This is a genomic window from Dietzia massiliensis (genome assembly GCF_018390595.1).
Taxonomy (GTDB): domain Bacteria; phylum Actinomycetota; class Actinomycetes; order Mycobacteriales; family Mycobacteriaceae; genus Dietzia; species Dietzia massiliensis.
In genome coordinates this window covers 26,176-39,607 of the sequence record NZ_JAHBAV010000010.1, presented here as the reverse complement: position 1 = coordinate 39,607, position 13,432 = coordinate 26,176, and the positions used below count along the sequence as shown (strand labels likewise).

The 13,432-nt window shown below is 71.1% G+C and carries 12 protein-coding genes and 1 pseudogene; 10 read left to right on the top strand and 3 right to left on the bottom strand.

The features are described from left to right. Positions 1-28: 28 nt before the first annotated feature. From KHA85_RS04415 to KHA85_RS04390, 6 genes and pseudogenes are all read left to right on the top strand, one after another. Positions 29-1,135 (top strand): prenyltransferase, encoded by a 1,107-nt coding sequence (locus KHA85_RS04415; protein ID WP_308936850.1) that lies wholly within the window; start codon positions 29-31, stop codon positions 1,133-1,135. An 88-nt stretch (positions 1,136-1,223) separates the two neighbouring features. Continuing rightward, positions 1,224-1,714: pseudogene (locus KHA85_RS04410) on the top strand (TIGR03619 family F420-dependent LLM class oxidoreductase); the annotation flags it as partial. Positions 1,715-1,786: 72 nt separating this feature from the next. Then, complete coding sequence (locus tag KHA85_RS04405; RefSeq protein ID WP_213184922.1) at positions 1,787-2,143, top strand: hypothetical protein; 357 nt, start codon at positions 1,787-1,789, stop codon at positions 2,141-2,143. After that, positions 2,140-3,168 carry a pirin family protein gene (locus tag KHA85_RS04400; RefSeq protein ID WP_213184921.1) on the top strand — a complete coding sequence of 343 codons (1,029 nt, stop codon included), beginning with the start codon at positions 2,140-2,142 and terminating at the stop codon, positions 3,166-3,168. The genes KHA85_RS04405 and KHA85_RS04400 overlap by 4 nt, the downstream gene beginning before the upstream one ends. A gap of 12 nt (positions 3,169-3,180) precedes the next feature. Beyond that, positions 3,181-3,537 (top strand): GNAT family N-acetyltransferase, encoded by a 357-nt coding sequence (locus KHA85_RS04395; protein ID WP_213184920.1) that lies wholly within the window; start codon positions 3,181-3,183, stop codon positions 3,535-3,537. Position 3,538: 1 nt separating this feature from the next. Continuing rightward, positions 3,539-3,994: a carboxymuconolactone decarboxylase family protein gene (locus tag KHA85_RS04390; RefSeq protein WP_213184919.1), complete on the top strand. Its 456-nt coding sequence runs from the start codon at positions 3,539-3,541 to the stop codon at positions 3,992-3,994. 69 nt (positions 3,995-4,063) lie between these two features. Here KHA85_RS04390 and KHA85_RS04385 read toward each other — a convergent pair whose 3' ends face one another. After that, positions 4,064-4,480: a YccF domain-containing protein gene (locus tag KHA85_RS04385; protein WP_213184918.1), complete on the bottom strand. Its 417-nt coding sequence runs from the start codon at positions 4,478-4,480 to the stop codon at positions 4,064-4,066. Between the two features lie 46 nt (positions 4,481-4,526). On the opposite strand from KHA85_RS04385, the gene KHA85_RS04380 reads away from it, so the two are divergent. Together KHA85_RS04380 and KHA85_RS04375 are read left to right on the top strand one after the other, a co-directional pair. After that, a complete protein-coding gene (locus KHA85_RS04380) occupies positions 4,527-5,933 on the top strand; it encodes a sigma 54-interacting transcriptional regulator (protein ID WP_213184917.1) in 1,407 nt (468 codons plus the stop codon). A 43-nt stretch (positions 5,934-5,976) separates the two neighbouring features. Continuing rightward, entirely contained in the window at positions 5,977-7,995 is a 2,019-nt protein-coding gene (locus KHA85_RS04375) for a vWA domain-containing protein (RefSeq protein ID WP_213184916.1), read from the top strand. Positions 7,996-8,001: 6 nt separating this feature from the next. Here the strand turns inward: KHA85_RS04375 and KHA85_RS04370 are convergent, their stop codons facing one another. Both KHA85_RS04370 and KHA85_RS04365 read right to left on the bottom strand, forming a co-directional pair. After that, positions 8,002-8,661, bottom strand: coding sequence for a class I SAM-dependent methyltransferase (locus tag KHA85_RS04370; RefSeq protein ID WP_007631668.1), 660 nt, complete (start codon positions 8,659-8,661; stop codon positions 8,002-8,004). Positions 8,662-8,745: 84 nt separating this feature from the next. Further along, on the bottom strand, positions 8,746-10,494 hold the full coding sequence (locus KHA85_RS04365) for an AMP-binding protein (protein WP_213184915.1): 1,749 nt from the start codon (positions 10,492-10,494) through the stop codon (positions 8,746-8,748). 215 nt (positions 10,495-10,709) lie between these two features. Between KHA85_RS04365 and KHA85_RS04360 the strand changes: the two genes are divergently transcribed. Together KHA85_RS04360 and KHA85_RS04355 are read left to right on the top strand one after the other, a co-directional pair. Further along, on the top strand, positions 10,710-12,236 hold the full coding sequence (locus KHA85_RS04360; RefSeq protein ID WP_213184914.1) for a CoA-acylating methylmalonate-semialdehyde dehydrogenase: 1,527 nt from the start codon (positions 10,710-10,712) through the stop codon (positions 12,234-12,236). Between the two features lie 29 nt (positions 12,237-12,265). Continuing rightward, entirely contained in the window at positions 12,266-13,429 is a 1,164-nt protein-coding gene (locus tag KHA85_RS04355; protein ID WP_213184913.1) for an acyl-CoA dehydrogenase family protein, read from the top strand. Positions 13,430-13,432 lie beyond the last annotated feature (3 nt).

Below are 13,432 nucleotides of genomic sequence, written 5' to 3'. Positions count from 1 at the left end.
GTCCCGCCCGGGGCCGGTGACCGTGGGGATCGGTGACCGGCCGGTGCCCAGCGTGCCGGGCGTCCTCGACGCCGACGCGGTCCGGGCCACCGGCGAGTGGATCGCCTCGGTCCAGAAGCCCAACGGCGAGATCCCGTGGTTCACCGGTGGGCACACCGACCCGTGGGATCACGTCGAGTCGGCGATGGGCCTGTCCGTCGCCGGGCAGTGGGAGGCCGCGGAGCGGGCCTACGGGTTCCTCCGTGACACCCAGCGGGCCGACGGGTCGTGGCCGGTGAAGTGGGAGGACGGCCGGGTGGTGGACTCCGACGTCGACTCCAACTTCTGCGCCTACGTCGCGGTGGGCGTCTGGCACCACCACCTGGTCACCGGGGCCCCGGGTTTCCTCGAGTCGATGTGGCCGACCGTGCGGCGCGCGCTCGACCTGGTGCTGACGTTCCAGGGACCGGAGGGGCAGATGTGGTGGGGCGCCGGCCCCGAGGGTTTCTGCGAGGAGGCCCTGGTCACCGGGTCGTCGAGCGTCCACCACTCACTGCGCTGCGGTGTCGCGATCGCGGAGGAACTGGGGGAGACGGCGCCTGACTGGGACGCGGCAGCCGACCGGCTGGGCCACGCCCTGCGCGCGCACCCGGAGCTGTTCACGCCCAAGGACGAGTTCTCCATGGACTGGTACTACCCGGTGCTGGCCGGCGTCATGGTGGGGGAGCAGGCGCAGGCCCGGCTCGACTCCCGCTGGGACGACTTCGTGGTGGACGGCCTCGGCATCCGCTGCGTCGACCACCGTCCGTGGGTCACGGGGGCGGAGACCTGCGAGCTGGTGCTCGCTCTCGAGGCCGCGGGTCGGCACGAGCAGGCGCTGCAGCAGTTCACCCACATGCAGCACCTGCGGGACGACGACGGTTCGTACTGGACGGGCCTCGTCTTCGCCGACGGCAAACGGTGGCCCGTCGAGCTGAGCACGTGGACCGCCGCGGTGGTGCTGCTGGCCGCTGACGCGTTGTCGCGCACCACGCCGGGCAACGAGATCTTCCGGTACGTCTCGGACCACACCATGGAGCGCCTGCGGTCGCAGCCGGGTGACCCCGCGGACTGTGCGCCGGGCGAGGCCTGCCCGACCGCCGTCGTCGCGCGTTAGTCTGTCGCCACGCCGCCGCTGGACACCTGTCTGGTCAGGTGTCGGCGTGGGTGGGGGTGGCGACGCAGACCGGGGAGTGCGCATGGAAGTGACCTCGACCATCCGGCTGGGCACGGCCGTGTCCATCCCGGTGGAGAGCGATCCCATCACGCTGGCCAAGACCATCGCCTCCGTCGACAACCTCTCCGACGGCCGGGCCGTCCTGGGCGTGGGCTACGGCTGGAACCTCGACGAGATGGCGGCCACAACGTCCCGCCGAAGCGCCGTCGCACAATGCTGCGCGAGTACCTCGAGGCGATGCGCGAGCTCTGGACCCACGACGAGGCCGAGTACCACGGCGAGTTCGTCGACTTCGGGCCCAGCTGGGCCTGGCCCAAGCCCGCCCGGACGCCCGGCCCGCTCACTCTGGTGGGCGCGGCAGGGAACGAGAAGAACCTGAAGTGGATCTGCCGCAGCGCCGACGGCTGGATGACCACACCCATCTCCCGGGACATCTCCGGCAGCGTGCGCAGGTTGCGCGAGCTGTGGGCGGAGGCCGGCCGCGAGGGCGAGCCGTACATCGTCGTCCTCGACGGCAAGCTCGGCCTCGGGGCACGGTCTTAGCCGCCGGTAGCGCCCCACCCGGGCCGGTTCCGCCGGTACCGTCGTGGTATGGACCACAGTGACCCGGTCGCTCCCGTCGTCGTCATCACCGGGGCCGGCGGGACGGGGATCACGCCGGTAGCCGCGGACGTCACCGACCCCGACTCCCTCTCCACTCTGGCCGACCGCGTGCGGGCCGACTTCGGTCGACTCGACCTCGTCGTCACCTTCGCGGGGGTCCTGGGGATCGGCCCGCTCGCCGCCCTGCGCCGCGGACTGACCCGTCGCCTGCTGGACCATCTACCGGTACCGTTGGTCGACAGGGCGCTCGTCCTCGCGCTGGGCGGGACGATCAACGCCCGGAAGCTCGAGATGCGGCGACAGGAAGCCGGCGCCCGCGAACAGATGAGCGAGGTGGCCGAATGACCAACCTCGACCCCCGGCCCGAGGAGATCGAGTGCGAGGCCGGCGGCGCGCCCGACGGGCCACGGCCTGGCGGCGCCGCCGTGGAGATCATCACGGCCCGCGACGTCCCCCTGGGCGGACCGCGAGCGATGACCGTCCGCCGGACCCTCCCGCAGCGGCAGCGGTCCCTCATCGGCGCCTTCTGCTTTGTGGACCACTACGGGCCCGACGACGTCTCCCTCAGCGGCGGCATGGACGTCCCCTCGCACCCGCACACCGGCCTGCAGACCGTGAGCTGGCTGTTCGAGGGCAACATCACCCACCACGACTCCGGCGACAACCACGCCGTCGTGAGGCCCGGGGAGGTCAACCTCATGACCGCCGGGTCGGGCATCTGCCATACCGAGGTGTCGACCCAGGACACCACCATGCTGCACGGAGTGCAGCTCTGGACGGTGCTCCCCGAGTCGCACCGCGAGGTGGGCGGCCGCGGGTTCGACCACTTCGGGCCCGACACGGTCCATCTCGAGGGCGGATCGATGCAGGTCTTCATGGGGTCACTGATGGGCTCGTCGTCGTCGGTCTCCACCTACACGCCCCTCGTCGCGGCGGAGATCCGGCTCGACCCCGGCGCCGAGCTGACCCTCGACGTGGACCCGGAGTTCGAACACGGCCTGCTCGCGGGCAGCGGCGACCTCACGCTCGAGGGGGTGCGCGTCGCGGTGACCGAACTCGCCTACACGGGCGTCGGTGAGACCACGCTGACCATCCGCAACACCGGGTCGACGCCCGGACGCGCGGTCCTCATCGGTGGCACGCCGTTCTCCGAGGAGATCATCATGTGGTGGAACTTCATCGGGCGGACGCACGACGAGATCGCCCATTACCGCGAGCTGTGGGAGGCCGGCTCCGACCGCTTCGGCCGCGTGGACGGCTATATCGGCCACGACCCGCAGGGTCTGACCCGGCTGCCCGCGCCCGCACTGCCCAACACCACGCTCAGGCCGCGGGTCAATCCTGACCCGCGTGCACGGACCACCGAGTAGAGGAGGACACCGATGACCGAGTACACCGACAAGAACGGCACCACCGTGACCGTGGAGCGCTCCGACTCGCGCGAGGCGTTCGAGATCCGGGACGCCTCCGGCGAGGTCGCCGGCCACGCCGACTTCCGCGAGATCGGCGGCGAGCGCATCTTCCACCACACCGTGGTCGGCGAGGAGTTCGGAGGCCGGGGTCTCGGTACCGCGCTCGTCCGCGGAGCGGTCGAGGCGACCCGCGACGAGGGGGTGACGATCGTCCCCGTGTGCTCGATGGTGGAGGGGTTCCTCGGCAAGAACGCCGACGAGTTCGCGGGGGCGTACCGTGACGCCACCGACGACGACCGCGCCCGGGTCGGCGCGGAGGACGGCTGACGTGGGGGTCCCGCAGCTGGACCGGACCCAGCGCGAGGTCTACAAACAGCTCGTCCGCACCGCCGTCGCGTCCCGGCAGGCGTCCCGCGAGGCCGGGCTGGAGGAGGCGCTGCTCGAACTGGTCAACGTGCGCGTCTCGCAGATCAACGGCTGCGCGGCCTGCCTGGCCACCCACGTCCCCGCCGCCCGCGAGGCCGGGGTGTCGCAGGGGCGGCTCGACCTGCTGTCCGCATGGCGCGAACTCGACGCCTTCGGCGACGCCGAGCGGGCGGCGTTGCGCCTGGCCGAGACGTTGACACGCCTGGACGACGTCGACGAACGCGCTGCCGCGACGGCGGCCGCCGCCGACCACTTCTCCGACGAACAGCTCTCGGCGCTGGAGTGGACGATCGTGCTCATCAACGCCTTCAACCGGGTGTCGATCGCCAGTCACCACCAGCCGGGTATCGAGGACTGAGCCGGCCGCCGGCCCCGGGCACGGAGACCGCCGCCGCCCGGGGACGGCGCCGCAGGCCCGGGCGGGTGGTCAGCGAGAGGCGACCGGCACCATCGCCGCCCGGTCGGAGCGCACGATCTCCTTGCCGAACGGGAAACACGTCACCGGGATGAGCTTGAGGTTCGCCCACGCCAGCGGCAGCCCGATGATCGTCACCGCCTGGGCGAGCGCCGTGGCGACGTGGCCGATCGCCAGCCACAGTCCGGCAACCAGGAACCAGATGACGTTGCCGACCGTGCTCGCCCCACCGGGCCGGCCCCGGTCGACGACCTCGCGGCCGAACGGCCACAGGACATAGGCGGCGATCCGGAAGCTCGCGACCCCGAACGGGATCGTGATGACGAGGATGCACGCCAGGATCCCGGCGAGCACATAACCCAGGAACAACCACACGCCCGCGGTCGCCAGCCAGATGATGTTGAGGATCACGGTCAGCACGGAACGCATACCGGCCACTGTAGGTCGGAAGCGGAAGTCGCGTCACAGGGTTACGGTGGGCCTTGTGAGCGACAAGCCGGACGTCAGGACCCTCGGCGAGCTGCGCGCCGCCGGTTACACCAGCCGCACCCTCCGCGAGGAGCTGCGCGAGAACCTGCTCGCGGCCCTGGCCGCCGGGCGCGACCCGTGGCCCGGGATGCACGGGTTCGACACCACCGTGATCCCGCAGGTCGAACGCGCCCTCATCGCCGGGCACGACATCGTGCTGCTCGGTGAGCGAGGGCAGGGCAAGACCCGACTCCTGCGCACCCTCGTCGGGCTGCTCGACGAGTGGTCTCCCGTGGTGGCCGGCTCCGAACTGGGGGAGGACCCGCTCGCCCCCATCACCGACCCGACCCGCGAGCGGATCGCCCGCGAGGGCGACGCGCTGCCCGTCGAGTGGCGCCACCGCACCGAGCGGTACGTGGAGAAGCTCTCCACCCCGGACACGTCCGTGGCCGACATGATCGGCGACGTCGACCCGATGCGCGTGGCGGAAGGTCGCCGTCTGGGCGACCCGGAGACCATCCACTACGGACTCGTACCCCGCGCGAATCGCGGGATCGTGGCGCTCAACGAGCTGCCCGACCTGGCCGAGCGTATCCAGGTGGCGCTGCTCAACGTCATGGAGGAGCGGGACGTCCAGATCCGCGGCTATGTGCTCCGTCTGCCGCTGGACGTGCTGGTCGTGGCGTCGGCGAACCCGGAGGACTACACCAACCGCGGGCGGATCATCACCCCCCTCAAGGACCGGTTCGGCGCGGAGATCCGCACCCACTACCCGCTCGATCTGGCCGACGAGATCGAGGTCGTGCGGCAGGAGGCCGAACTCACCGCCGAGGTGCCCGACGCTCTCATGGAGCTGCTCGCCCGCTTCACCCGCGAACTGCGCACCTCCGACTCGATCAACCAGGCCTCTGGGGTGTCGGCGCGTTTCGCCATCGCCGGCGCGGAGACCGTCGCCGCGGCGGCCCGCCGGCGGGCCGCCGTCCGCGGGGCCGACGACCCCGGCGAGGCGGTGGCCCGGCTCGTGGACCTCGACGCCGCCGTGGAGGTCCTGCGCGGCAAGATCGAGTTCGAACCCGGCGAGGAGGGGCGCGAATCCGAGATCCTGCGGTACCTGCTCCGCACCGCGACCGTGGACGTGGTGCGCGGGCTCTTCCGCGGCATCGACATGGCCCCGCTCGTCGAGGCGTTCGACGGCTCGGTGACCCTGACCACGGGGGCGAGCGTCACGGCCGCCGAGTTCCTGGCCGCACTGCCCGAGCTGTCCGTACCGGGGCTGTACGACGAGATCGCCGACCGGGTCGGCGCCACCAACGCCGGCCAGCGGGCCGGTGCGATCGAGCTGGCGCTGGAGGGGCTGTACCTCTCGCGGCGCCTGTCCAAGGAGACCGGGGACGGCGCCGCCGTCTACGGCTGACACGTCCCGGTGGCCACGCGGCCGCCGGAGCAGGAGGTGCGCGATGTCGCGACCAGAACCCCGCGCCCGCTACGGACGCTACGTCGGCGGGCCGGACCCGCTCGCGCCCCCGCTCGACCTGTCCGAGGCACTCGACGCGGTGTCCGAGGGCGTCATGGCCGGCTACTCGCCCGAGCAGTCGATGCGCGAGTTCCTGCGCTCCGGCGGCCGCGACCACACCGGGCTCGACGAGCTCGCCGGGCGCGTCCACCGCCGGCGGCGTGAACTGCTGAAGCGCCACCGACTGGGCGGCACCCTCGACGAGGTGTCCAAGCTGCTCGACGAGGCGCTGCTCGCCGAACGCGGGCAGCTCGCCCGCGACACCGAGATGGACCCCATGGACCGCACCCTGCGGGAGATGACCATCGAGAACCTCCCCGACAGCCCGGCGGCCGCGGTGGGGGAACTCAAAGACTATGACTGGGCCTCGCCCGACGCCCGCGAGGCGTACAAGCGGATCCAGGACCTGCTGGGTGCCGAGGCCCTCGACGCGCGGTTCGCCGGCATGAAGCAGGCGCTGGAGAACACCACCGACGCCGACCGGGCGGCGGTGTCCGAGATGCTCTCCGACCTCACCGACCTGCTGGACAAGCACGCCCGCGGGGAGGACACCGACGAGGACTTCCGCGAGTTCATGGACAAACACGGTGATGCGTTCCCCGAGCAGCCGCAGAACGTCGACGAGCTCATCGACACCCTCGCCAAGCGCTCGGCCGCAGCGCAGCGGATGATGCGCTCGATGACCCCGGAGCAGCGGGAGGAGCTCATGGCCCTGTCGCAGCAGGCGTTCGGCTCCCCCGAGCTCTCCGAACAGCTCGGCAGACTCGACGGATTGCTGCAGACACTGCGACCCGGGGAGAACTGGGACGGCTCCGAGGACTTCGAGGGCTCCGAGGGGCTGGGCATGTCCGAGGGGACGGCCGCGATGACCGAACTCGGCGACCTCGACCGCCTGGCCGAGCAGCTGTCCCGCAGCGACCGGTCGCCGCTGTCCGAACTGGATCTGGAGGCCGTCGCCCGCACCCTCGGCCGCGAGGCGGCGGTGTCCGTTCAGACCCTGGCCCGTCTCGAGCAGGCCATGCGGGACTCGGGCTACCTCAGCCGCCGGTCGGACGGCGACCTGCGACTGTCCCCGGCCGCGCTCCGCAAACTGGGCAGGTCGCTGCTGCGGGACGCCGCCCGCCGGCTGTCCGGCCGCTCGGGCGCGCGGGAGACCCGCGCATCGGGGGCGGCGGGCGACCAGACGGGGTCGAGCCGGGCATGGGAGTTCGGCGACGTCGAGTCGTGGGACGTGCCGCGGACGATCGGTAACGCGATCTCCCGCATCGCCGCCGAGGGCGGTGACCCCGCCGGCGGGGTCCGGCTCCTGCCCGAGGACATCGAGGTCCGCGAGACCGAGGCCCGGACGCAGGCCGCGGTCGCGCTGCTCGTGGACACCTCGTTCTCCATGGCGATGGAGGGCCGCTGGGTGCCGATGAAACGCACCGCGCTCGCCCTGCATCATCTGGTGAGCACCCGCTTCCGGCAGGACCGGCTCCAGCTCATCTCGTTCGGGCGGTTCGCCCAGTCCCGCACGATCGAGTCACTGTTGTCACTGGACGCCCAGTACGAGGCCGGGACGAACCTGCACCACGCGCTGCTCCTGGCGGGGCGCTTCTTCCGCGAGCACCCGACCATGCAACCGGTCCTGCTCATCGTCACCGACGGCGAACCCACCGCGCACCTGCTCAGTGGCGGCGAACCCTGGTTCGCCTACCCGCCGGACCCGGACACCATCCGCACGACCGTCGACGAACTCGACAGGGTCGCCCGGTTCGGCGCGCAGACCACGTTCTTCCGCCTGGGCGCGGACCCCGGCCTCTCGCGGTTCCTCGACGCGCTGGCCCGGCGGGTCGAGGGCACCGTGGTGGCGCCGGAAGTCGACGACCTCGGGGCCGCCGTGGTGGGGCGGTTCCTGCACACACGCCGCGGCCGCCCGGGCTCCGGTGACGCGTGGAACGCGGGCGGCCGCTGGGCCGTGTGACCCCTCTCAGGGCATCGGCGCGCCGACCTCGCCGGAGTCCCGGCGCAGGACACGCAGCGAGTCCACGGCGGCCACCTCGGTGAACTGCCCGGACTCCAGGGCACGGCAGTAGATCTCGTACGGCGGGCGACCGCCGTCCTCGGGGTTCGGGAACACGTCGTGGATGAGCAGCGCTCCGCCGATCTTCACCCACGGGGCCCAGCCGGAGTAGTCGGCCTGCGCGGCCTCGGAGGAGTGGCCGCCGTCGATGAAGACGAACGACGCGGGAGTGCCCCACACCCGGGCGACCTGCCGGGAGCTGCCCACCGCGGCGGTCACCACCTCGTCCAGACCCGCGTCCCACATGGTGTGACGGAAGGCGACCAGGGTCTCCAGGCGCCCGGTGTGCGGGTCGACGAGCGAGGTGTCGTGGTACTCCCAGCCCGGCTGGTGCTCCTCGGACCCGCGGTGGTGGTCGACGGTGACGATGCTGCCGCCGGTCACGCGCGCGGCGGCGCCGAGGAACACCGTCGAGCGGCCACAGTAGGTGCCGATCTCCACGCCCACGCCGTCGCCCAGGTACTCGCAGGCGATCTCGTAGAGAGTCGTGCCCTCCTCCAGTGGCATGAAGCCCGGGGCCGCGAGTGCGACGGCGAGCAGCGAGGGTTCGATCTCGGGTGCGGTCATGACTGTCAACCTAGCGCCCACCCCTCAGCCCTCGGCGCGGCGGGCGGCCTTGCGGGCGCCGCGCTCACGCCGTTGTCGTCGCCGTCAGCGCAGCGCCTCCTCGCGGAACTCGCCCGGGAAGTCCACCGACGGGCCGTTGTCGACCTCGGCCCTGCGCAGCTCGACGCGCCGGATCTTGCCCGAGATCGTCTTGGGCAGGTCCGTGAACTGCAGCCGGCGGATCCGCTTGTAGCCGGACAGGTGGGTGCGCGAGTACTCGAAGATCTCCCGCGCGGTGTCCTCGTTCGGCTCCCAGTCCCCGGCCAGGACGACGAACGCCTTGGGCACGTTCAACCGCACCGGGTCGGGGGAGGGAACGACTGCCGCCTCGGCCACGGCCGGGTGCTCGAGCAGCACCGACTCGAGCTCGAAGGGCGAGATCCGGTAGTCCGAGGACTTGAAGACGTCGTCGGTGCGGCCCACGTAGGTGATGTAGCCGTCCGTGTCCCGGGAGCCCACGTCGCCCGTGTGGTAAAAACCGTCGGCGTACGCGGCGGCGGTCCGCTCGGGGTCGCCGTGGTAGCCGACCATCAGGCCGAGCGGCCGCGGGTCGAGGCGCAGGCAGATCTCGCCCTCGGCCCCGTCGCCGGTGACCTCCTGCCCCGTGGCCGGGTCCACCAGCGCCACCTCGAAGCCCGGGCACGGCCGGCCCATGGAGCCGTCCTTGATGGGCTGGCCGGGGGTGTTGGCGATCTGCACGGTGGTCTCGGTCTGGCCGAAGCCGTCGCGGATGGTCACGCCCCACGCGTCGCGGACGCGACCGATGACCTCCGGGTTGAGCGGCTCACCGGCGCCCACCGCGAGGCGGGGCGGGACCTGCAGCTGGGTGAGGTCGGCCTGGATGAGCATGCGCCACACGGTCGGCGGGCAGCACAGGCTGGTCACTCCGCAGCGGTCCATCTCGCGCATCATCGCCGTCGCGTCGAAGCGGGAGTAGTTGTAGATGAACACGCACGAGCCGGCGATCCACGGGGTGAAGACGTTGGACCAGGCGTGCTTGGCCCAGCCGGGCGAGGAGACGTTGAGGTGGACGTCGCCGGGCTGCAGGCCGATCCAGTACATGGTCGACAGGTGGCCGGCGGGGTACGAGGCGTGCGTGTGCTCGACGAGCTTGGGCTTGCTGGTGGTGCCGGAGGTGAAGTAGAGCAGCAGGGTGTCGTCGGCGTGCGTGGTGTGGCTGGGTTCGAAGTCGGGGGAGGCGTCCATCGCACCGGCCAGATCGATCCAGCCCTCGGGTGCGCCGCCGGCGGCGCCACTCACGTCGGCCCCGCCGACGGAGATGCGCTGGTAGTCGCCGGAGATGGCGGAGAACCGGTCGGCCAGTTCGGCGCGGGCGATCACGTGCTTGATGCCACCGCGGGCGATCCGGTCGCGCAGGTCACCCTCGGCCAGCAGGGTGGTCGCGGGGATGACGACGGCGCCGAGCTTGATCACGGCGAGCATGACGTCCCACAGCTCCACCTGGTTGGCCAGCATGAGCAGGATGCGGTCGCCGGGCTCCACCCCGTGGTCGCGGAGCCAGTTGGCGGTGCGGTCGGAACGGATGCGCATCTCGTCGAACGAGTACTTGGCCTCGGTGGGTGCACCGCCACCGTCGTGCTCCTCGACGATCCACAGCGCGGGATCGTCGTTGCCCTCGGCCTGGACGTCGAACCAGTTCAGCGCCCAGTTCCACTCGTCCAGCTCGGGCCAGGCGAAACCGTCCCGGGCCCCCTCGTAGTCCTGCGCGTGGGCCTGGAGGAAGTCGCGGGCGGCGCGGAACCGGACGGTGGCCTCGGTGGGCAGCGGGGACATGGGTACTCCTGTCGACGGACGTGCCAGTTGTGTAGTGAGTCAGCTCACAGTAGGTCCGTCGTCCGCGGTGGCGGTACACCCGAAAGGGGAGGGTGCGAGCGCGGGTGGCGCCCCGATATGGATTACTAGGAGTTGCAAGTATAGGGTGATGGACATCACGGGAGAGGGGCGCTCGGCAACCCGGCCCAGGCGACCCCGCTGACGAAGGGACGGTCATGTCGGATCTCAGGCAGGTCGAGCACTACATCAACGGCGCGCGCGTCGCGGCCACGGGCGGCCGCACCCAGGACGTGCTCAACCCGAGCACGGGGAAGGCGCAGGCGGTCGTGCCGCTGGCCACGACGGCCGAGGTCGACGACGTCATCGCCAAGGCCGCCGCCGCGCAGAAGGCGTGGGCCGCGCAGAACCCGCAGAAGCGCGCCCGCGTGCTCATGCGGTTCGTCGACCTGGTCAACCAGAACATGCAGGAGCTCGCGGAGCTCCTGGCGATCGAGCACGGCAAGACGACCCCGGACGCGAAGGGCGACATCCAGCGCGGCCTCGAGGTCATCGAGTTCGCGATCGGCATTCCGCACCTGCTCAAGGGCGAGTACACCGAGAACGCCGGCACCGGCGTGGACGTCTACTCGATGCGCCAGCCGCTCGGCGTGGTCGCCGGCATCACGCCGTTCAACTTCCCGGCCATGATCCCGCTGTGGAAGGCCGGCCCGGCCATCGCGTGCGGCAACGCGTTCGTCCTCAAGCCCTCCGAGCGCGACCCGTCGGTGCCGGTCCGCCTGGCGGAGCTGTTCACCGAGGCCGGTCTGCCGGACGGCATCTTCCAGGTGGTGCACGGCGACAAGGAGGCCGTGGACGCCATCCTGAACAACGACACGATCCAGGCGGTGGGCTTCGTCGGCTCGACCCCGATCGCGCAGTACATCTACGAGAACGCGGCCCGCACGGGCAAGCGCGCGCAGTGCTTCGGTGGCGCCAAGAACCACGCGATCATCATGCCGGACGCGGACATGGACCAGGTCGCGGACGCCCTCGTCGGGGCCGGTTTCGGCTCGGCGGGCGAGCGCTGCATGGCCATCTCGGTGGCCGTGCCGGTCGGCGAGGGCACCGCCGAGAAGCTGATCGAGAAGCTCCTGCCCAAGGTCAAGGAGCTGAAGGTCGGCCACAGCCACGACCCGCAGTCCGACTACGGCCCGCTGGTGACCCCGGAGTCCAGGGAGCGCGTGCTCGACTACATCTCGCAGGGTGCGGACGCGGGCGCGGAGGTGCTCGTCGACGGCCGCGGTGTGGGCGCGTACACGGACTCCTTCAACGGCGAGGACATCTCGGGCGGCTACTTCGTCGGGCCGACCCTGCTGGACAAGGTCACGACCGACATGAGCGTGTACACCGACGAGATCTTCGGCCCGGTGCTCTCCATCGTCCACGCCAAGGACTTCGAGGAGGCCCTCGCGCTTCCCAGCGACCACGAGTACGGCAACGGCGTGGCCATCTTCACCCGTGACGGTGACGCGGCTCGCGAGTTCGTCTCCCGCGTCGAGGTGGGCATGGTCGGCGTGAACGTCCCGATCCCGGTGCCGATCGCGTACCACACGTTCGGCGGCTGGAAGAAGTCCGGCTTCGGCGACCTCAACCAGCACGGCCCGGAGTCGATCAAGTTCTACTCCAAGGTCAAGACGGTCACGCAGCGGTGGCCCTCGGGGATCAAGGACGGCGCCGAGTTCGTCATCCCCACGATGGACTGACGCCTTCCGGGCGTAGGAGAGGAACTTCGATGTTCACGCTTGATGACGACGACAAGGTCATCGTCGACGCCGCACGCGAATTCTCGGACAAGCGGGTCGGGCCCATGGCGCAGGAGTGGGACGAGACCCACCACTTCCCGAAGGACGTCCTGCGCGAGGCCGCCGGGATGGGCATGGGCGCGATCTATGTCTCGGAGGACGTCGGGGGCAGCGGGATGCGTCGCCTGGACGGTGTCCGCGTCTTCGAGCAGCTCGCGCGGGGGTGTCCGTCGGTGGCGGCGTACCTGTCGATCCACAACATGTGCGTGTGGATGGTCGACGAGTTCGGCACGGACGAGCAGCGGCAGGAGTGGATCCCGCGGCTGGCCTCGATGGAGCTGTTCGCGAGCTACTGCCTGACCGAGCCGGGCGCCGGTTCGGACGCGGCGGCGCTGCGGACGAAGGCGGTGCGGGACGGCGACCACTACGTGCTCACCGGGACCAAGCAGTTCATCTCCGGTGGCGGGCAGTCGGACGTCTACCTCGTCATGGCGCGGACCGGGGACGCCGGCCCCAAGGGCATCTCGGCGTTCCTGGTCCCTGCGGACTCCGAGGGGCTGAGCTTCGGCGCGGACGAGCGGAAGATGGGCTGGAACGCGCAGCCCACCGCGCAGGTGATCATGGAGGGCGTGCGCGTGCCGACCGCCAACCTCATCGGCGGTGCGGATTCCGGCGGGGAGGGGCTGGGCTTCACCATCGCCATGCGCGGTCTCAACGGCGGCCGCATCAACATCGCGGCCTGTTCGCTGGGCGGCGCGCAGGAGGCCTATGCGCGGGCGGTGGCCCATGTGCGGGACCGTGAGGCGTTCGGTGGGGCGCTCATCGACGAGCCGACCATCCGTTTCACCCTCGCGGAGCTGGCCACCGAGCTGGAGGCCAGCCGGCTGATGTTGTGGCGGGCGGCGGCGGCGCTGGACGCCAAGGAGCCCGACCACGTCGAACTGTGCGCCATGGCCAAGCTGTTCGTCACCGACCGCTGCTTCGACATCGCGGACCGGTCGCTGCAGCTGTTCGGCGGCTACGGATATCTATCCGAGTACGGAATCGAGAAGATCGTGCGGGATCTGCGGGTCCACCGCATCCTTGAGGGCACGAACGAGATCATGCGTGTCGTCGTCGGCCGGGCCGTCGCCGCTCGCGGACTGGGAGCGTAGTAG

Coding starts and splice junctions, on each gene's coding strand:
- KHA85_RS04405 (WP_213184922.1), top strand. CDS start 1,787: ATGGACCACAGTGACCCGGTCGCTCCCGTCGTCGTCATCACCGGGGCC.
- KHA85_RS04400 (WP_213184921.1), top strand. CDS start 2,140: ATGACCAACCTCGACCCCCGGCCCGAGGAGATCGAGTGCGAGGCCGGC.
- KHA85_RS04395 (WP_213184920.1), top strand. CDS start 3,181: ATGACCGAGTACACCGACAAGAACGGCACCACCGTGACCGTGGAGCGC.
- KHA85_RS04385 (WP_213184918.1), bottom strand. CDS start 4,480: ATGCGTTCCGTGCTGACCGTGATCCTCAACATCATCTGGCTGGCGACC.
- KHA85_RS04375 (WP_213184916.1), top strand. CDS start 5,977: ATGTCGCGACCAGAACCCCGCGCCCGCTACGGACGCTACGTCGGCGGG.
- KHA85_RS04370 (WP_007631668.1), bottom strand. CDS start 8,661: ATGACCGCACCCGAGATCGAACCCTCGCTGCTCGCCGTCGCACTCGCG.
- KHA85_RS04365 (WP_213184915.1), bottom strand. CDS start 10,494: ATGTCCCCGCTGCCCACCGAGGCCACCGTCCGGTTCCGCGCCGCCCGC.
- KHA85_RS04360 (WP_213184914.1), top strand. CDS start 10,710: ATGTCGGATCTCAGGCAGGTCGAGCACTACATCAACGGCGCGCGCGTC.
- KHA85_RS04355 (WP_213184913.1), top strand. CDS start 12,266: ATGTTCACGCTTGATGACGACGACAAGGTCATCGTCGACGCCGCACGC.